Source organism: Telmatocola sphagniphila, assembly GCF_018398935.1.
In the GTDB taxonomy this organism is placed as follows: domain Bacteria; phylum Planctomycetota; class Planctomycetia; order Gemmatales; family Gemmataceae; genus Telmatocola; species Telmatocola sphagniphila.
In genome coordinates, this window is sequence record NZ_CP074694.1 from 2,176,622 (window position 1) to 2,195,189 (window position 18,568).

Sequence of the window (18,568 nt, forward strand, 5' to 3'; positions counted from 1 at the left end):
TTTATCCAATGGAAGTAACCACACAACCGTTGGAGACTCGACGCCATGCCGACGATCAACTCATTTACGAAGAAGTTCGCCGATTCCATTCTATCCGTTCTGGAATGTTACGACCGCGTGATTTTCAAAGGGTATCTTCCCTTTTTCAAGAATGGAGATCTCCACCGTCTCTGCGATAGCGGACTGGGCATGCGTCGCAAAGACTTCGTTCCCTTCCTGGAAGGTCTGTCCGAAGAACTGGTGGAACATGGCAAACGAGTCGCCGCCGAAGCCGGTGCTCCTTATCGGTTTCTCCAAGGGGAGCACACCAAAGAGCAGATCATCCGCGAGGAGATTGCCAAACGCAGTCTAAAGGAAGGACTGGTCGCCGTGCTGTGCTGCATGGAAACCTGTCGCGGCGTCAAGCTGCGTCCCGGCAAGGATCGACCGGAATTGTACTTCACGTCTCGCCCGCAACGCGTCGTCTATTTCTATTCTCTCGATCCCGAGTTCGGACTGATCCATGTCCGCATCCAAACCTTCTTTCCTTACAGCGTCCAAGTCTACGTCAACGGTCACGACTGGCTGGCCCGCCAGATGAACGAAAAGCAGATCGGCTTCCTTCAAAGCGATAATGCCTTCGTTCAACTCGACAATCCCGAAGCCGCTCAACGCCTGGCCGATCGCTTTGCCCATTTGAATTGGATCAAAATTCTCGACCGTTGGGTCCGCCGGGCCAATCCGCTATTGAAAAAAGACTGGCTGAACCGCTGCCAATACTACTGGGTGATCGATCGAGCCGAGTACAGCACGGACGTTTTGTTCCGAAGTCGTGAAGACTTACAAGCTCTTTACCCGCGTCTGGTCGATCACTCGATTCAACAGTTCTCTGCCGACGACATTATGAAATTCCTGGGACGCAAGCTCTATCCTCAATTCGACGGAGAAATTCTTACTCTGGGCCGCAAGAAACGGGCACCGGGCACACGCGTCAAGCACCGCATGAAAGGCAATTGGCTGAAAATGTACGACAAATTCGAACGGATTCTCCGCATTGAAACAGTAATCAACCAGCCAGGCGAGTTCCACGTCCGCCGTCGATGCATCCGCAAAGGGGTCGAAAAAATGGCCTGGTGCCCCATGAACAAAGGCGTGTCTAATTTCTATCGCTACCTCGAAGTCGCCCGCGCTTCGAATCGACGCTATCTCGAGGCTTTGGCCGTTGTGGACGCTCCTTCGGTCACCGTGCGTCAACTCGACCAACTGAGTCAACCCGTCTCTCTGGGTAACCGGAAGCGACGCGGCTTGAACTTGATGCACGCCGAAGAACAGAAGCTATTCCTGGCTGTCTTATGCGGCGATAATCGCATCAATGGGTTTCGCAACCACGACATCCTGAAAGCGTTGAACGAGCCCGCCCGGGATGCCGCTGAACGGCGTCGGCAAACGCAACGAGTCTCGCGACAATTGGGAAGGTTGCGCGCTCATGGATTGATTCGGAAAGTCCCGCGGGCGCATCGCTATCACGTGACGGATAAAGGCAATGCGGTGATGGCGGCGGCCGTTCGTATCCGCATCAAAGAGTTCCCGAAAGAACTCAAAACCGCGATTTAATAAAATACACAAAAAGTTTGCGCAAAAAGCGCAAAAGATAAGAAGAAAGACTCTAAAGGCTCCCGTACGGTAACGAGACTGGAATCGGATTTGTCAATGCGTTCACAGTTTTCCATGACTTGCAGAAGTGCCTCCTTCGCTTCCGCGGACCGTCCCATATCCGATAGTGCTGAACCGATGTCGCGTTGGATAAACGCTAGCATAATCTGAAATTTTGTGACCGCGGGGTAAGTGTCCGCCAGGTTCTTCGCGATGGCAGCCGCTTTCCTCAAAGATGGGAGAGCCTGTGCGGGTTTCCCCACATCCAATAAAGTGTCGCCGATGTAATAGTCGCTTATTCCCAGTGAGTACTGGTACCTCGAAATGTCGGAATGTGTACTTGCCAGCTTATTCCAAATTACGTGAGCATTATCATGGTTCGCTAACGCCGGCTGCCATTTACCAGCTTCCCAAAGTAACTTACCTGATTGCTCCAAAGTTCGAGCCAACTCTTGTTGAAGTTCCTCGGAGGTGGGATTGACCTTGGATAACTTCCTCAAGATGGCCGCGGCCATATCAGTTTCGGTCGACGCCTCCGAAGGCCTTTGCTTTGACCTATGAACCATGGCGAACCGCGTTAAGCTTTGTGCCACGACGACTTGGACCGCTTCCGTCGGAGAATCCTTTGCAAGTGCTGCGGCCGTATCGTGTTGTTCTCTAAAATTCAGCATCGCGCCGTCTAGATCACCTGTGAAAAGCAATATATAACCCACCGCACCCAAGCTTCGGGCTACATTAAGCTGAGTCTTCAAATCCGACCCTGGCGCAGCTGCCAGATTCCTCCGCATTTCCAGCGCCTTGCGATGTAGAGCAAGTGCCTTTGGCTTGGAACCGATTTGATCGGTTAGATCGGCAAGTTGAAAATACCCGTCCGCCAGGAGACTCCGCGATTTAGGATCGACTTCTCCTTCCAGAAGCTTTTCCATATCGCCATAGAACTCACCGGCTTCTTTCAAAAGCTGGTTTCGCAGCTCCTTGAATTGTCCACTCTTAAGCAATAAGTCCTCGCCGACGCCACTGTGCAGTTTAGCAATCGCTTTCTGGGCTAGTTCGAAGCGTTTCTCCACCTTGACTTGCTCGGCAACCAATTCAGTGTTCTTGGCTGTGAGGTCACGGTTGGCCTGGAGTTTCACCACTAACACTCCCATAACTCCCGCCACGACGAGCGAAGTAATCACTGATGCGGTCGTCAAAGCTACGCGATTCTTTCTCACGAACTTGCGAAGACGATAGCTTCTGCTGGGCGGCACCGCAAGCACCGGTTCGCCTGCCAGATAGCGCTGTATATCCAAGGCAAAGCCATTCGCCGTCTCATAGCGGCGGGATCGGTCCTTTTCCAAGGATTTCATGACGATCCAGTCCAATTCGCCCCGCATGAGTTTTTTTAAATGGGCAGGGTCGGTCTGCCGGCCAGCGGCCAAGGAGGGAAGCGTGTTAGTCGAGCTCAGACGTGTGCTCGGGCGGGGCGGTTCTTCCTCGCGAATCAGACGTCGAATTTCCTCCCAGGCCGCTTCTTTGAAGCGGTTCTTTTCCAGCGGTGTGGTCCCGGTCAACAACTTGTAGAGGAGCACTCCCAGCGAATAAATATCCGACCGCGTGTCGACGTCCAAGTTGTTGAGTTGCGCCTGCTCGGGAGACATATATAGCGGCGTTCCAAGTACTGTTTCGTGAGCGGTGTGAAGGGTTCGCTCCGTCAGCGATTGGTGCATGGCTTTAGCCAGTCCAAAGTCAATAATCTTGGGGACCGGCTTATCATCGTAGGGCGCGACCAGAATATTCGAAGGCTTGAGATCGCGATGAATGATTCCTTTGTGATGGGCATGCTGGACGGCTTGACACACTTGTGCAAATAACTGCAAACGTTCGGGGATGCTGAGTCGGGCGGTATCGCAAAACTCGGTGATCCGAATCCCTTTGATGTACTCCATCACGAAGTAGGGTCGGCCGGTCTCCGTCAAGCCCCCGTCGAGTACCTTGGCGATATTGGGGTGGTCCATAAGGGCCAAGGCCTGCCGTTCCCCTTCGAAGCGGGCCAACACAGACTTCGAATCCATTCCTGCCTTGATGAGCTTAAGTGCGACCTTTCGGCGCACCGGTTGCGTTTGTTCCGCGACCCAGACGGTTCCCATACCTCCTTCGCCAATCGGCTCCAGCAGCTTGTAGCGACCGGCGATGATTGTACCCGATTGCTCCTTCGGTAGGTACGCCCCGGTTTCTTCGGGATCGCCGGGCTCCGGTCGATCCAGGATACCACGAACCCGGGCATCAGCTTCCAAGAGCAATTGAACTCGAGCGCGGAGCAGGGTGTCCGCCCCACAAGCTTCATCGAGAAACGCCTGCCGCTCGATAGGGGAATTCTTTTCCAACGCCGCTAGAAATAACGCTTCTTCGGTCATGACACGTTTCTCCGGCGATCGACTCGTAGGAGCCGTCCCAACTATAGGCGCCCTCGGAGCTGTAAACCCGTCAGGTAATTTAAGATTTTTTTTCCTCGAGCATGGCCGTGTACAGCCAGGCTCGGGCATACCGCCAGCCGCGCTCGGCCGTCGAAAGAGAAATACCCAGATGTTCGGCGATTTCCGGTAGAGTCATTCCTCCGAAAAATCGTAATTCCACGAGTTGAGCTTTGACCGGGTCATGGAGGGCGAATCGTTCCAAGGCCTCGTGCAGAGCCATCAAATTTTCTTCGGGAATCCCAGTTGCGAGAGCGTCAAGATCGACAGCCACGCGTTGCAGGTCGCCGCCGCGCTTCAGCCGGTCTTTCCGGCGGGCCGCTTCAATGAGAATGCGCCTCATCGCTACCGCGGCGGCGGCGAAGAAATGCCCTCGGCTAGCGAATTGTCGTTCCCCAAGCGGGCCCACCAAGCGCAAGTAGGCCTCGTGAACGAGGGCGGTCGCATCGAGAGTTTGGCCGGGGGCTTCGTTCGCCATGCGCGTCGCGGCGAGCTTACGAAGCTCCTCGTACACGAGTGGAAGGAGATCCGAGGCGGCCCGTCGATCCCCGTTATGTGCCCATTCAAGCAATTGAGTGAGATTCGACATGAAGGAATAGTCTATTTCCTACTCGATAAGCTGCCAGGAAGAGTTGAGAGCTTTCTGCTCCTGCAACGACACAACCACTTTACTCAAAAATACTTGCGGCTCCTCCGCTTTGGAAGTAGACTATTCGGGATTAGCGTCCAGCAGCGAATTCCTTCGAACCTACTTCCAAGGGCATCGAATCAGTGAAGCGGCCTACTATTACTGGCAAACAGAACTGAGGCGTCGGGAGGCTGAAGGTTCTCCCTTGTTCGTTTCGGTCAGACTGTTTAGCTTCGTAAGCATTTGATCTACCGTTCTAGAATCAAGAACATGTCGAACCTGTAGAATATCCGTGTCGCCAAACCTAGGATGCCGAACCCATGGCCACGCGTAAATCCAGAAACACCGATTCGACTTCCAAGCTCTCAGAATCCACATCCGAACTGCGTCAAGCTCTCACCCAGAGAAAGAAAGTCGAATTGGTGGAATTTCTACTGGTGTTGGCCGAGGAGGACCTAAGGATTCTTCGGAAACTCACGATCCGCTTTAAGATGACCGCTTCCGTTGAACGACTAGAAGCTGCCACGCGTCAAGCGATCGTTGACGCGACCGCCTTCGACAAACGGGACATGAATCGCAACTTCAACTACGATCGTGAAGCTTATGCAGAAGCGAAACGTCTTTTGGAATTACTGGTTGCGGCGGAACAGTGTGCTGTGGTAATGCAGTTGTCGCTGGAACTGATGAAACTAGGCAGTCATCAAGTGGAAATGAGCGACGAAGGCCTAATGACCGATGATATCGAGGAATGTCTCAACGTGGTCATCCAAGCTCTTAAAAAATCCAGCCTATCTTCAGCCGAAGTCATCGCGTGGTGCTCGGCCATGCTCGAAAACGATTGCGTGAGATTCATTGCTGAAAAACCGCTGAAATCCTTGCTGAACCAATTCCAGCAATAAAAGATCGTTACTCGCTAAGCCAGCCCTCCTAAATCTAAACGATTCCGCACTGTGATCGTGGATCAAGTATTCCTCCTCGGCCGAAAAGACCCAATGGATGCCGAAGAGGAGAAAGTATTTCATATTTTCGATCCCAATGCGATGATCTGCTAGTGTAGTGTCTCAGAAATAGCGTTACTTTTAGCTCCTTTTTGTAGTTACTCTATAGAGAAGGAGAAAACCCATGAAAGTCGCGCTGCCAATCTTACTTTCTGACGAGGAACGACAAACGTTGACTTCTTGGTCTCGGGGACGAAGTACTCCCGCTCAGCTGGTCCTGCGGGCGAAGATCATACTCGCGGCGGCCGCAGGTGTACGGAACAAGGACATTGCTCAGCAGTGCGGCACGTCGAAACCCACAGTGGCGCGCTGGCGGACCCGATTAGCGAAGCTGCGTTTGGCGGGTGCCCGGCCGTTGCGGCACTCTGACTCACGATTACATGGGTCATGGCACCACCACTCTCTTCGCGGCTTTGAACGTGGCGGAAGGCGTAGTAATTGGCGAATGCATGCCACGACATCGACACCAGGAATGGATCAAGTTTCTCAAACGGATCGATGCTGCCACCGATCCGGCCTTGGACTTGCATTTGATCGTGGACAAACCTGCCACGTACAAGCATCCCAAAGTTCAGCGTTGGCTCGCCCGGCATCCTCGATTCCACATGCATTTCACCCCCACGAGCAGTTCCTGGATGAATCTGGTGGAACGCTGGTTTCGCGACTTAACAGACAAACGACTGCGTCGAGGCACATTTCGATTTGTGCCGCAATTAATCCAGGGGATTGAAGGCTACATCGATCATCACAATAACACAGGAAAGGGATTCCAGTGGACCGCCAAAGCCGAGGCTATTCTGGAGAAAGTCCGCCGGGCTAGAGCTACCTTGGATAAAACACCTTCTGTGTGAGGCACTACACTAGTCCCAAATGAAACCTTGCCCACGCATTAGCTCTTTTCCTGAAATTCCCATGGAATATCCGTTCCTTTAAGTGCATCGTAGATCAGACGAGTCAAAGCTTGATGATTTTCAATCGTATCGAAGTCATAGTCAAATTGCTCTCCGTCGATTCTCAGAATCGAACATTTCATGTCGCGATTCATGGCTGGGTATCCGGGGTGCTTCTCATTAGTTCCTTTAATTCGATCTTGCCGAAAGCATTTGAGCTCTTTCCAGGGGAAGATTTTAGTTGTTTGCTCGGTTACGTACAACAAAGCTTCATTTGTAAGAAGAATACGAGATCCCAGCATTTTCCGTGAATGTTTGATTCGGTCCGAACCAAAGTAAATCAGGCCGATTAGTAGCAATAAAATCGACCCTACTTTGATCCGCTGTTGGAAAGTGAGTTTATCCTCAGGTTTGACGGCCTGGAAGGAATCGTACATCAAATTTGCGATTAACAGAATGCCGGTAATCCCGATCAGAATCATCACGACTCCGAATACCATCCAGATTATCAACGTGGACTTCTTGATCCGAAATTCTTGAACTAGACCCCCCGTATTTACCAAGATTTGGTCGAGAGATTCCTTCTCAAGGGGAAAGGAAGTTCGTTTGATGTCCACGGAGAAGAACCTCTAAATCTACTTGCAGTAAGTCCAACTTAAATCGATATCCAGAAAATGAATTTAGCAGGCTAGACCGCTAATTTAAATTGAAATCCGCAAAATTTTCGTCTCAGATTTTTATGATTAGTTTCTGCAAGAAAAATCCCTCACATTTCAATGAGTCGAGCTCGTTTCGAATTCTGTGCCGCGAACTCAACTCGATAATCGGTTTTTCGAAGCCGAGGAGTGGACTTGAATGCGGTCCTCTCAAACAAAAGCCAAAGAAAACGATATCGCTCTCATGAATATTTTAAGAGTGGGAATTTATTGTGGCTACAAAGTCTAAACAAAAAATGATCACAGCGATTATGCGAGACCGCCATGCTACTGAAAGGGCGTTCAATTGGTTGCTGGACCTTGGCTATCGTCCAGAGGAGATTAACGTGTTAATGTCGAAAGGAACACGGAAGGGCTACCACAATGACGGAGTAGAAGGTCAGATAAAATCCGGCAGCCCTGCAGTCGAGGGTGTGGCGGAGGGCGGAGTGATCGGAACGGCTGTAGGAGCGACCATTGGAGCGATCCTGGCTATTGGCACTTCTATCGCTCTCCCCGGATTAGGCCTGATTGTAGCTGGACCGATTGTCGCTGCTTTAGCAGGAGGTGGGGCCGGTGCAGTAGCGGGAGGAGCCATTGGTGGCTTAGTGGAGCTTGGCATTCCGGAAGCTAATGCCAACGCTTATGAGGAATCGCTAAAGGAAGGTGGAGTGGTCTTTGGAGTGTCGCCTCATACCACGGTCGATGCGAAGTTGATTCGAAATTATTTTGAAGAGCAAAAAGCCGATAACGTCATGTGCGCCTAATCGCCCAGTTGAACGCTTTGAACGGAATAGTATTTCTAAATCGGCTTAACCGTATATTTCACGTCATTGACAAAAAGAGTAAACACTCTTGTGTTTTTGCATTTTTTAACGAAGGAGAGATCATGAGTACTGGTGAACTAATCATTTTGGTTGTGGTATTGCTATTAGTATTTGGCGGCTGGGGCGGCTACTATTACAGCCGCAAAAGGATATAAATCGTCTGGATATTATTTTGGCTCTAAATATTAGTGATTTATGCCGAGCTAAATTAAGCGATGAATATTAAAGATTGCTTTCACTGATAATCGGTAGCTCAATTTTTAGATCATCCTGTCTATGCTATTCGGCAGTTACAACTCCGATTTTCTCGATTTCAGACAATCGAACATTTTCGACATTTCCTGACAAAATTAGACCAGATTGCCCGTCAACGCTTGCTTGAAAAATCCAGAAACTATTAGTATAGCCGCTTTTGGATGGTGATCTTTCAAACGGCAGATCGTTGATGCAGGCCATCTTTTTTTGGCTTCGTATTTTGCAATGGTCAGAATCTTCTTATCAATTGGGGTGTCGACTATGAAGCGTTTTTTTGTTATTTCGCTCCTCTTGCCGATGTTCGCTGTCAACTTCGGTTGTGACAAGAGTGGTACTCCTGGAGGTCCCGGAGCGACCGATTCCAAATCAAAAACGCCTGCTTACGGGCAGGCAGACAATACTTTTAACCTGACTGCATCCGCAATTTCCTTGAAACAAGGAGATGCTAGTGCAGGCACAATTGGCATAAAGCGTGGAACGGATTTCGATCAAAGCGTAACGCTTGCATTTGAAGATCTACCCAAAGGAGTTGTCTTAGAGCCCACTGCACCTGTCATTCTGAGTAAGGGTACGGATGCGAAATTCACTCTAAAAGCAGGTGACGATGCTTCTCTGGGCGATTTCACAATCAAGGTCATCGGTCACCCGTCGAAAGGGGGCGACGCGACGGAACAATTTAAGCTAACCGTCTCGAAGAAAGACACTTTTACACTAAGCGTCCCTTTCTGGACGACTGCCCTCAAGCAAGGCGAAACCAAGATCGTAACAATCTCCATTTCCCGAGATAAAGCTTTCGATCAGGACGTTTCACTGAAGTTCGATGGCTTGCCAAAGGGAATTTCTGTCGAACCGACTTCTGCTGTCATCAAAAACGGGGAAGCGGACACCAAAATCTCTTTTAAGGCTAAAGAAGATGCAGGCTTAGGTGATTTTGCGGTCCAAATAACAGCACATCCCACCAAGGGAGCAGATGCCAGCCACGAATTCAAATTCACTGTTGCCAAGAAATAAAACCGGAGTGATTTCCATTCCGAAATAGCAACTTGTTTTTCTACATAGAATGGGGGATTTATGGGTCTCATCGTATTAATTGTTCTGATATTGCTTCTCGTGGGCGCTACACCAAGCTGGGGATATAGCCGGAATTGGGGTTATGGGCCCAGTGGATTTCTCGGTTTAGTTGTAGTGGTCGTTCTCGTCTTGTTGCTTTTGGGACATATCCCTTACAGCTTCTAATAATTGAGATGCAATCGACCATTGCAAAGCTAACAAAGGAACGTCCGCCTGGATACACATACAGAAAATATCTGGTAGGACCCCGGAAGTTGATCTTTCACACTACAAAAGAGTCAATGAATGGTCGGAATAGTTCCCTTTGTTAAACTCCTCCAGGAAGACCCAGACGACTGATGGAAAACGAATTCGACTTTCCGTTAGTCGTCTACATTACACCGTAAAAGTTCAACGAGATACGCATTCCATTCTCTACGCTGAATATCGCAAACAGTCGGTCCTTTTTGAAGAATTTGACATAAGCACTACCAGAAAAATATTTCTTTGTCCGTATTTATGAACCATCGGATTCGTTAAAGGGCGATTCGCTACGAATCGTCCCTTGAGGAGTGCCGGTCAAACATTACTCGTTGGGGGAGTGGCCGCGTCGGCTGCCTTTGCAATCGCCAAGCTCATTGGCTGAGTGATTAAGGAATGCGTCGGTGTGACGAGGCTATCGGATCAACCTGAAATCGAACACGAGTACGTTGAGATCGACTGCCGATCCGCTAACAGCCTGTTGAACTAATCCATCTTTCGGGCTTTTGATCACGCTACAGCTGAGGCAACCCGAATTCCGGGATTCAAAAATTTCAGACTCCGAACGAAAACGAGATCTTTAAAATCTTCTCCAAGAGCGTTAATGACAAAATAGATAAGGCCAAAAAGGCTGGCGAAGCCCTGCAGGCTCCTCGCCGTTCCCACTCCGAACAACTTTCTCATTAAAAGTCCCAAATTGCGCGCAGTCACCCGGAGCAGATACCGCTTTTTCACTTTTTCGAAGCTTCGCAACCAGCATCTTCTCGCCCCGCCCGTCTCGCAAACATCCTACATGATTGCCTGGAGCCACCGCCTGCAGCTGGAATCTAAAAATTGGGAAGAATCCGAACTGCTCGACTTCGTCGATGAACTTCAAATGAGAACTTATTTCTTGCAAAAAGAGATCGAGGAAAATTTCGTGGAGTCAGACAACAGTAACGACACAACAGTTCTCGACTGAGTGAATTTGTATTTTCCCGGTTATTGTATCTCGGATGTTATCCGGGTGATTTGTGATTATTTCGAGCATATATAGCCTGACGGTATAAATGATCTAATAACTTTAACTGGGGCGAGAGGCGAAAAAAACTGATTCAGAGGAATATCTACAGGCTTCTATCGATCTTATTTCTCCAGGAGGCATAAGATCGAGGTTCTTAAAATACCGGATTCAAGGATTCTAAATCCTCTAACCGAGACAACTTGAACCAGAAGCGGAATAGATCCAAGTGTACTATCGAACGGCTTCCAGGAAGCGATAATCATACATCCACATTCCCTCTTGTTCATCGCTATGGATCGCTATCCTTCCAGTCGTCTTGAACGCGAGTTTGAAAATCTCCCACTGTTCATCGCTGATATTGCCTTGTTGAGAGGTGGCTCCGCCCTCTTCCCAGAGAATGGAAACACTTCGGCCACCTGCTATCTCAAAGTAGCCTAGTCTACTGATTCTCCCAAAATGCCACTCGAAATTAGCCCCAGCCTTTCGCGCTTGCGCTTTATTTAAAGCTTCGCCTCCGACTTCATGTAATTGGTGCTTCGTTGCAATTGACTTCTTTGCCATGAGTACTCATCCTTTGGTTCAATTCGCGGCAAAACCCTTACAGATTTGGCGCGTTTACTATACAGGCTTCTTAAATTCTATGGATTATCGCGACATAATAAATGCAATTGTGCCTCACTTACCAGAGGGTCATTCAAGAAACCGACTGGGCCGAATTCACCATTTTCTAACAGAGAACAATCACTGGAAGCGAGCATGGACCCGAAAAGGACTGGCTGCGTTCGTGAGAACCCGGGTTTTATCGATAATTGTTCCTGAAAGTGGGTAACCTGCGTTTGCAGGAAATCAGTTGCTCTGTTCAGCCGTTGCTCAGAGAGACGCGGGCGATAATGGTAGTTCCGTTTCCGGGTGTAGATTCAATTGTCAAGGTGCCGCCGATTAAAGTTAGCCGCTCCTGCATTCCGCGTAGACCCAGTCTTCCCAGGTGCGCATCGGAAGATTTCATGGATTCGGAGTCGAACCCGATGCCATCATCTTCGACTAATGCCACCGCCTGATTTGGCGTTCGCTGGAGAATCACACTGACACGATGTGCTTTTCCATGTTTCAGGACGTTCGTCAGAGCTTCCGTAACCACGCGATAGAGACTTGTCTCAATAAGCGAGTCGAGTCTCTGGCCATCGAAACCCGTTGAGTGGAAATCGATTTCAATTGAGGATTGTTCGGACCAAGCTTCGACGTAATTTGCCAGTGCCGCCTGAAGGCCCAGATCGTCCAGAGCCGTGGGGCGAAGTTCCATGGCCAGCTTATGGCTTTCGCGGCCTATCTGATCGTTGAGTTCCCGAAGTCTCACCAGATGAGGCCGGTACGGGGATGGGTCAACGGTCGAATCTTCGAGTGCTTTAAGGCCCAGGCCCAGCGCCGTTACCAGTTGCCCCATCTGATCGTGAAGATCGCGAGAGATGCGACGTCGTTCTTCTTCCTGGGCGGTTCCCAACCGCCGAAGTAGATCCCGGCGATCCGATTCGGCCGTTTCGCGGATCCGGATTTCGTTTCTCAGTGTATCGTTTGCCGCGGCCAGCTCCGCGGTCCGCTCCGCCACCCGTTCCTCGAGTTGATCGTGGGCTTCCCTCAACTTGGCGTTAAGGGACTCCGCTGCCTCCACCAATTCATGCTGCCGGATTGTCGAAAGCAGAAGTTCCTCATTCATTCCCATGGATTGTCGACGGAAATGCGCGATCTCCGTTGCATCCGTTACCTGTATCATGACACCCGTCGGTTGCTCGACCTCTCCGAGTATTGCCCACACCGCATACGACCAGTAAACCGTTCGCGGATGCGACTGGCGATGTTCCTGCTCTATAAGGCACTCGTGCGTCCCCGTATGGAAAACGCGGTCCAGCAGGGCGATGCATCCGTTAGCTTCCCCCTCCGGTACTGCATCCGCGAACGAGAAACCGATAAGCTCCGACCGGTCTCTACCGACGAGGCGAGCGAAGGCGGGGTTCAGATAAGAGACGATGTGGGTTGATCCATGAACGGCGACCATGGGCAATGGGGATCTTTCAGACAGATAACGACAGAGCTTCGGGAGATCGGGCGATTGCCTACCAGCTTCAAATATTGGTTCCCGATCCATGTATCGCACCTATTCGTTTTGATCGGGCTCGTCTGGGATTTCGTGAAGGCCCTGAATGCCAGGTTTGATTGGTTCCGGGATGCCGGTGATAAGGCCGTGATAGCCCATCAGGCGTTCGCCGATCCTAAAGCCCTGGGAAGTAATCTCGTACTCGCAAATATCTTTACTGTGGTCTCCCGCCCGCATTTTCACCACCATTAAAACTTTGCGAAGCTGTCCATTAATCTCGACATAGCGTAATCGAATGATGTCGTCGCTCAGAAAAGAAATCGAATAAGGGCTGAGTGCCAGCTCGGTGAAAGTTTCAGCTACTTCAACAGTACTCACAATCGTGACCCCGACCCGAGTCAATGCGCCGATCATCCGATAAAGCGACTCCCGAAAATCGGTTCGAAACGCGGGAGCGAGCGCCATCTCGAAGCCCGCGAGAGAATCGATGACTACTCTTTTTGCACCCGTCTTTTCCACCGCGTCGAGAATCTCTCGCATCGTCTCGTCAACCGATAAATCGAGCGGTCGCAGGTAAATGATGTTCAGCTTGCCCTCCTGCTGAAACTTATCGAAATCCATGCCGAGATTAGCGGCTCGCCCCGCATATTCCTCTGGACGTTCCTCGAAGATTGCGACGATTCCCGGCTCCCCCCGGCGGAGTCCTTCCGCAATGAACTGGGTGGCCAATACAGACTTTCCCGATCCCGATGGCCCCGCGATTAGCAGACTGTCCCCTTCGGGAATTCCGCCTTGAAGCAAGGCATCCAACTGGGCAATTCCGCAAGGAAGCCGCCTGCGATTGCGGGCTTTGACGGCTCGACCGGTCAGACCGAAAGTGCGAGGAAAAGCTTGCAAACCATCGTTAGTGATACGGAAAGTATGAAGGCCGGGGACCGAGGTCTGACCACGCAGTTTCATAACTTGAAGTTTCCGGACGATGGAGTTTCGTTCGACCTGCTGGAACAGCCAGTACAGACCATCGGCCACGGTGAACACGGGGTTATCCCGAATTTCCCCATCGGTGTACTCGCCGATGAGAAAAGTCGTTGCCTGCCAGCTGGTGAGGTGCAGTGCAAGCCGCTGTATGAACCCTTGAAGTTCCAATTCCGCCGTGCCTCCTTGAGCTCTTCGGATTACGGTTCGGAAGGAATCCACTACCACCAGGCCGGGGCTGGCTGCCTCGACTTCCTTGACGATTTCCTGCAATACCGCATTAAGATCTTTTTCCAGAACGACATGGCTCAGATTGATGAACCGTACGGCCGAGTTGAGTTTAGCGGGGTCGAAAAAGTTGAACTGCTGCTGGTATCGCAGCATCTTGATGGCCGGTTCGCCCAGTACCGTGAAGTAGAGAGCCGGGCGCTCCGGAGTCGCGTTCGCGAATATGACCTGGTGCGCGAGAGTGGTCTTACCGCAGCCGGGCGCGCCAGCAATGATGTTGAACGAATACTCGGGCAATCCCCCACCGAGAATTTCATCCAGACCCGGAACACCGGTAGGAATTTTTCGGATGATTACTTTATCGTCGGCGTTCATAAACCCTCATCACTTGCGAAGTCTATTCCGATCATCGAGGCGCTCGGCCACGCGTCGCGCACCAGTTGAAGCGTGAGCGGTTCACCGATGAATGTCACCAGTAGCCCCAGCAAATGCGCCAAGACCACAATCTCTCCTTTGCCGTCATCCATCCGATCTTGTTCCGGGCAATCGAGTTTCTTTAAGGAACCATCCTCCAGCACGCTTATCGAGACTAGTGAGGGGAGTTCCGCTTTGGCCATTACCAGCGCCCGCGACATGAGGGAGCGAAAACCGGCTATACCGGCAAGTTTCGATAGTGGCAGGCGCAATCGATCGTAAACTCGCATCGCGTCGCCACTGTTCGTAACGGGCGAATCTTCGCGCGCCGCTTCTAGGACGATTAATCGCCGAGCCAGATTTCGGATGCTGGGTGAAACTATACTCATCACTCGACGAACTCTTAACTCGTGTCGGATCGAAACTGCGAATCCCTAACTCTTGGGTCGGGTACGACAGACCAGTTTTAACCCAACTTCATGACTCTCGAATTAGTACTCGATCCGAACTGCGGGTGGATGACCTGGAGTAGGACTCGTCCTTGAACTTTTTGGACTGAGGATAATTCCACCTCCTTAAATATAGTAAAATTGGCGGAATTCAGTCGGACAAACTCCACGCGATCTGCAAATAGCAGGCCTATATGCCGGTTCCCAGCATCGATTAATAGCGTTCCCAGTAATTTTTTTTGAATGCAATTGGAAGACCATCTCGCGTTCGGCCGGTGAGTGTGGAAGATCCGGCATCCCTCAGTCGATTAACTTCGGGTCGTCGATTTTAATGCGGAATCTAACGAATTATTTCGGCGGTCGACAGAATTTGAACGCGAATTTGATATTCAGGCCTCGAGGCTTTGATCCTTCGCCGCGGATAAGCGTCCGATAGACTGATTCCAATATCTAGACACGGAGGCACTTTCTGGGATACTCCAAAAGATCGTTGAAGATTGGCGAATCGCTACCTCTGTTTAACGGAGCCTATCGATGCATGCCAACTTGACGATCACTCCAGAAATGTAACAAATTTCCAGGTTATTCTAATCCCCAAAAGTGGCCGGCCTCACCCTGAGGCGTCGTCGAATCAGACGCTTCTCTCACTGTCGAGCTTTAGCAGGGAATTAGTCGGTCTTCCTTCCGCGAAGAGCCTTACTCTTTCCGACAAGATGAAAAATGTGGGTGCCCAGAGGCCGATAAAAATACCAAATCGCTCCCCATGCGCCACGTCGGGCTCTTTGGCTAAAAACCAAACGGCTATCGCGCCGAAGATCGATAAGAAGCCTGCCAAAAAACAGAATAGACTGATGGTTTTCAACGATTCGCCCTCCAGTTATTAGTACTCAATAAAACAAAATATTAGAAACTTCGGATACCCATCAATTCCATCTTGGGATTCAAAAGTATTTAATTCATCCGATTTGAATTTATTAGATCTGATCGGTTATAGATAATATTCGGTCGGAAACACTATGCGGATAATCGATCGAAATTGAGCGAATTCCACGTACTCTCCTATTGGGGGAGTATCGTGGAATTCGCTCTTTCACAACGACAGATTATTCGATCTGCAATGCATCGAGAAAATTAATCTTTGGGCATCAAAACCGTGTCGATTACATGGATCACGCCATTAGTGGCCACGAGGTCGGTCTTTGTGACTTTGGCATCACCGAGCATCACCGATTTGCCTTCGACTTTAATTGGGAAAGTATTGACTTCTTTGCCGCCCATTTCCATAACATCGGCAGCCATGACTTTCTTTCCGACAACAACGTGAGCAAGCAAAACCTTTTTCAACTTTTCCTTGTCCGCCAGTAGTGCGTCCAACTTCACTTGACCGATCTTTTCGAAGGCCGCGTTTGAGGGAGCAAATACCGTATAAGGGCCTTTTTCGCGCAGAAGATCGTCCAAACCTGCGGCCTTGAGAGCAGTCACGAGTGTGCTCAGATTCTTGTGAGCAATCGCGGTATCGACAATATTCGCTTCGGCCTTAGCATCTTCCGCACGACTCGTGGAGCCGAAAACGGCAGTGGCTAATCCAAAACAGAAAGTCAAAAAATTGAGTCGCATTTTCATCCTAAAATCTCCCTGTAGACTTTTTGTGCCCGAAACAGATTGCGAGCTAACGGACTAATGCTAGACCGCCGGGAGTTACCAATAGTAACCTATTCTGTATGGGAGTCTCTTTTACGCGTTTCACCTACAGGGTTGTGGGGGTCTCAAACGGCTCCCCGGTGGAGACGGCGTGCCGCCAGGAAACCCGACTTGCTAACACGTCGTCCGGGTGGACCACCTGTTCCCATCCGGCTCCGAGGGTGACGCCCGCAGGAAGCCCGGTATACTCAAGGATTCGGCGATTGTGGTAAGTGGTTCCACCGTCAGGATCAGCGAGCCAAACCATGTGGGGCATGGCGTCGGCGATGTCCTCAAAAACGTGGCCGTCCGCTGGCGCTTCGCGCGTCAATACTGCCATCGCGTTGCTCCTTGATTTGCCACGGTGCGCCAGGCTCGCTGATGATCCGTGCAATCGAATTTGGGTGATAAAAAAACTATACAGAAGTAGTCAAGCGTTCGCTTGAATATTTCAGGCTGTACTGACCTGCGACCAGGGTTCGATTCTCGATTGGGCTCACGCAGACGGGAGGGGATAATCCAAATGTGGGAATCACGTCATCTGAGAGTCGTCCGTGACTTCGTCCTGGCGGTCTTGAGGTTGATTCTTAGCGTAACCAACCTGCTCAAACTTTTTGCATGAGTGGTTCAAAACTCATCTCAGGGTTACGCGCTGCCCCTTTTACTTACTGCCCGATCCCTTGAGTTCTAGCCAGGTATTGGCCGGCGCTCCACGCTCGCCGAGAACTTCCAATTTCACCATGCCTCCCAGTGGAGCGTCCTTACTCGTCCATAGTTTATTGTGAGTGGTGTAAATGCCGCTTGTGGTCTTAGATTTCAACAGAGTACATTCGAATTGTTTGGTTCCGAGCTTGACCTTCTCTTGGGTCTCTTCCCCTTTCTCGAGCTTGACACCCGAATAGTCTTTAAGGCCCAGCAACCAGATCGGATCATAAGGTTTGGTCAAATCGATTCTCTCTTCCCGAGGAAGACTTTTCTGGCCGTCGAGTGTTATGACGGTAGAGATTGTGACCTCCTTGTCCGTCTTGGCAGTGACTGTGGTTTTGCTGTCACCGACGCTTTTGATCGTGCCCCTTTCCATGGTCATCGTAAAGATCACCCAGTCCCCTTCCTTGACTTTCCTGAACGGGTTGTTATCGTCGGCGGGGCGAACGATACTCGTCATTCCCAACATAAGGGCGAAAGCGAAGAGAAAATGTTTCATGGACTTGCTCCAAATAAAAAGAGGGAAAATCCCGGGACTGTAAGTGATAAATGCTACCCTTTGAATTAAACGACTTCAACGATGTAAAGTTGTTAATTTTGAATCACTAACGCCTGAAAATTTAATCACTTCAAAGGAATGAGGATCGAGGAGGCTTCTTTGGACACAAGCAAATATCTCTCGATCATTCCTCTCAAACCGAAGTCGTGCGTAATTCCGCTGGACAATGGAATTTTTGCAGCGAACGGCCCCTATAGATCCCGCGTCGGCCAACGAACGTTGGTGCAACTCTGCTACCTGCACGCGGCGTGTCGGTCCGAGCTTCGCCTTCTTGGGTTTTTCCTCTTCGGTCTTGAAGTCAAAGGCGACCGCCCCCGAGCTTTTGCAGGCCATCGCACCGGCGAGGACGCCCCCGACCAGTATGAGCCGCATCTAACGGTGCATCAACTTAACGGAATAACTCTTAGGAATTAGTTCTCACTTATGAGGGCACGGACACAGATGAGTTCGGTTCCGGTGCGGACGAAGAACGTGCCGTCCACCACAGCCACGCCGTAGACCACGTCACCGACCGCCGAGTACCGAGTGGCTTCGAGTTCCTCCTTCGGCAGGGGTGGGCCACATCCCGGCCCCTTGCCCTCGGGCGGCTTGGGCAAGATTGCGGCGGCTTTCTCCTTGGCGGCGTCGCGGCGCTGGGCGAAATCAGCGGCGGACCAGAAGCGGTTGGACGCGACCTCTCGAAGTCGGGGCCGGCTTTGATGACGGTGGTCACGCCGTCCTTGCCGAAGAAGAAGACTTGGTCGCCGGCCCCGATTGGAGTCACCCAACATTGGTTGT

Annotated in this window: 16 protein-coding genes and 2 pseudogenes; 7 read left to right on the top strand and 11 right to left on the bottom strand. The window is 50.7% G+C overall.

The features are described from left to right. Positions 1-45 precede the first annotated feature (45 nt). Positions 46-1,593: a hypothetical protein gene (locus KIH39_RS08705; RefSeq protein ID WP_213498946.1), complete on the top strand. Its 1,548-nt coding sequence runs from the start codon at positions 46-48 to the stop codon at positions 1,591-1,593. Here KIH39_RS08705 and KIH39_RS08710 read toward each other — a convergent pair. Continuing rightward, positions 1,590-4,028 carry a serine/threonine protein kinase gene (locus KIH39_RS08710; RefSeq protein ID WP_213498947.1) on the bottom strand — a complete coding sequence of 813 codons (2,439 nt, stop codon included), beginning with the start codon at positions 4,026-4,028 and terminating at the stop codon, positions 1,590-1,592. The genes KIH39_RS08705 and KIH39_RS08710 overlap by 4 nt on opposite strands. A gap of 79 nt (positions 4,029-4,107) precedes the next feature. Next, complete coding sequence (locus KIH39_RS08715) at positions 4,108-4,674, bottom strand: ECF-type sigma factor (protein WP_213498948.1); 567 nt, start codon at positions 4,672-4,674, stop codon at positions 4,108-4,110. A gap of 359 nt (positions 4,675-5,033) precedes the next feature. On the opposite strand from KIH39_RS08715, the gene KIH39_RS08720 reads away from it, so the two are divergent. From KIH39_RS08720 to KIH39_RS08725, 3 genes and pseudogenes are all read left to right on the top strand, one after another. Then, the gene (locus KIH39_RS08720) at positions 5,034-5,612 is read left to right on the top strand and encodes a hypothetical protein (RefSeq protein WP_213498949.1); all 579 of its coding nucleotides are present in this window, start codon (positions 5,034-5,036) and stop codon (positions 5,610-5,612) included. A gap of 223 nt (positions 5,613-5,835) precedes the next feature. Then, a pseudogene (locus tag KIH39_RS27060) lies at positions 5,836-6,027 on the top strand (helix-turn-helix domain-containing protein); the annotation flags it as partial. A 28-nt stretch (positions 6,028-6,055) separates the two neighbouring features. Further along, positions 6,056-6,562: pseudogene (locus KIH39_RS08725) on the top strand (IS630 family transposase); the annotation flags it as partial. A gap of 38 nt (positions 6,563-6,600) precedes the next feature. On the opposite strand, the gene KIH39_RS08730 reads toward KIH39_RS08725, so the two are convergent. After that, positions 6,601-7,038, bottom strand: a complete 438-nt coding sequence (locus KIH39_RS08730) for a hypothetical protein (protein WP_213498950.1) — start codon at positions 7,036-7,038, stop codon at positions 6,601-6,603. Positions 7,039-7,649: 611 nt separating this feature from the next. Here KIH39_RS08730 and KIH39_RS08735 point away from each other — a divergent pair. The 3 genes from KIH39_RS08735 (at position 7,650) to KIH39_RS08745 (ending at position 9,614) form a co-directional block, all read left to right on the top strand. Further along, complete coding sequence (locus tag KIH39_RS08735) at positions 7,650-8,063, top strand: hypothetical protein (RefSeq protein WP_213498951.1); 414 nt, start codon at positions 7,650-7,652, stop codon at positions 8,061-8,063. Between the two features lie 576 nt (positions 8,064-8,639). Next, on the top strand, positions 8,640-9,389 hold the full coding sequence (locus tag KIH39_RS08740) for a COG1470 family protein (RefSeq protein ID WP_213498952.1): 750 nt from the start codon (positions 8,640-8,642) through the stop codon (positions 9,387-9,389). Between the two features lie 60 nt (positions 9,390-9,449). Then, positions 9,450-9,614: a DUF3309 family protein gene (locus tag KIH39_RS08745; protein WP_213498953.1), complete on the top strand. Its 165-nt coding sequence runs from the start codon at positions 9,450-9,452 to the stop codon at positions 9,612-9,614. 1,309 nt (positions 9,615-10,923) lie between these two features. On the opposite strand, the gene KIH39_RS08750 is transcribed toward KIH39_RS08745, so the two are convergent. From KIH39_RS08750 to KIH39_RS26575, 8 genes are all read right to left on the bottom strand, one after another. Further along, positions 10,924-11,253 carry a hypothetical protein gene (locus KIH39_RS08750; RefSeq protein WP_213498954.1) on the bottom strand — a complete coding sequence of 110 codons (330 nt, stop codon included), beginning with the start codon at positions 11,251-11,253 and terminating at the stop codon, positions 10,924-10,926. Between the two features lie 298 nt (positions 11,254-11,551). Next, on the bottom strand, positions 11,552-12,832 hold the full coding sequence (locus KIH39_RS08755) for a sensor histidine kinase (protein WP_213498955.1): 1,281 nt from the start codon (positions 12,830-12,832) through the stop codon (positions 11,552-11,554). Between the two features lie 9 nt (positions 12,833-12,841). Then, positions 12,842-14,359, bottom strand: coding sequence for an ATPase domain-containing protein (locus tag KIH39_RS08760; protein WP_213498956.1), 1,518 nt, complete (start codon positions 14,357-14,359; stop codon positions 12,842-12,844). Next, positions 14,356-14,787 carry a hypothetical protein gene (locus KIH39_RS08765; RefSeq protein WP_213498957.1) on the bottom strand — a complete coding sequence of 144 codons (432 nt, stop codon included), beginning with the start codon at positions 14,785-14,787 and terminating at the stop codon, positions 14,356-14,358. Before KIH39_RS08765 ends, KIH39_RS08760 begins: the two co-directional genes overlap by 4 nt. Positions 14,788-15,978: 1,191 nt before the next feature. Beyond that, complete coding sequence (locus KIH39_RS08770) at positions 15,979-16,470, bottom strand: fasciclin domain-containing protein (protein WP_213498958.1); 492 nt, start codon at positions 16,468-16,470, stop codon at positions 15,979-15,981. Positions 16,471-16,594: 124 nt separating this feature from the next. Further along, a complete protein-coding gene (locus KIH39_RS08775; RefSeq protein WP_213498959.1) occupies positions 16,595-16,867 on the bottom strand; it encodes a PAS domain-containing protein in 273 nt (90 codons plus the stop codon). Between the two features lie 321 nt (positions 16,868-17,188). Further along, complete coding sequence (locus KIH39_RS08780; RefSeq protein ID WP_213498960.1) at positions 17,189-17,731, bottom strand: hypothetical protein; 543 nt, start codon at positions 17,729-17,731, stop codon at positions 17,189-17,191. 470 nt (positions 17,732-18,201) lie between these two features. Further along, entirely contained in the window at positions 18,202-18,387 is a 186-nt protein-coding gene (locus KIH39_RS26575; RefSeq protein ID WP_246539615.1) for a hypothetical protein, read from the bottom strand. Positions 18,388-18,568 lie beyond the last annotated feature (181 nt).

Coding starts and splice junctions, on each gene's coding strand:
- KIH39_RS08705 (WP_213498946.1), top strand. CDS start 46: ATGCCGACGATCAACTCATTTACGAAGAAGTTCGCCGATTCCATTCTA.
- KIH39_RS08710 (WP_213498947.1), bottom strand. CDS start 4,028: ATGACCGAAGAAGCGTTATTTCTAGCGGCGTTGGAAAAGAATTCCCCT.
- KIH39_RS08715 (WP_213498948.1), bottom strand. CDS start 4,674: ATGTCGAATCTCACTCAATTGCTTGAATGGGCACATAACGGGGATCGA.
- KIH39_RS08720 (WP_213498949.1), top strand. CDS start 5,034: ATGGCCACGCGTAAATCCAGAAACACCGATTCGACTTCCAAGCTCTCA.
- KIH39_RS08730 (WP_213498950.1), bottom strand. CDS start 7,038: ATGTACGATTCCTTCCAGGCCGTCAAACCTGAGGATAAACTCACTTTC.
- KIH39_RS08735 (WP_213498951.1), top strand. CDS start 7,650: ATGTCGAAAGGAACACGGAAGGGCTACCACAATGACGGAGTAGAAGGT.
- KIH39_RS08740 (WP_213498952.1), top strand. CDS start 8,640: ATGAAGCGTTTTTTTGTTATTTCGCTCCTCTTGCCGATGTTCGCTGTC.
- KIH39_RS08745 (WP_213498953.1), top strand. CDS start 9,450: ATGGGTCTCATCGTATTAATTGTTCTGATATTGCTTCTCGTGGGCGCT.
- KIH39_RS08750 (WP_213498954.1), bottom strand. CDS start 11,253: ATGGCAAAGAAGTCAATTGCAACGAAGCACCAATTACATGAAGTCGGA.
- KIH39_RS08755 (WP_213498955.1), bottom strand. CDS start 12,832: ATGGATCGGGAACCAATATTTGAAGCTGGTAGGCAATCGCCCGATCTC.
- KIH39_RS08760 (WP_213498956.1), bottom strand. CDS start 14,359: ATGAACGCCGACGATAAAGTAATCATCCGAAAAATTCCTACCGGTGTT.
- KIH39_RS08765 (WP_213498957.1), bottom strand. CDS start 14,787: ATGAGTATAGTTTCACCCAGCATCCGAAATCTGGCTCGGCGATTAATC.
- KIH39_RS08770 (WP_213498958.1), bottom strand. CDS start 16,470: ATGAAAATGCGACTCAATTTTTTGACTTTCTGTTTTGGATTAGCCACT.
- KIH39_RS08775 (WP_213498959.1), bottom strand. CDS start 16,867: ATGGCAGTATTGACGCGCGAAGCGCCAGCGGACGGCCACGTTTTTGAG.
- KIH39_RS08780 (WP_213498960.1), bottom strand. CDS start 17,731: ATGAAACATTTTCTCTTCGCTTTCGCCCTTATGTTGGGAATGACGAGT.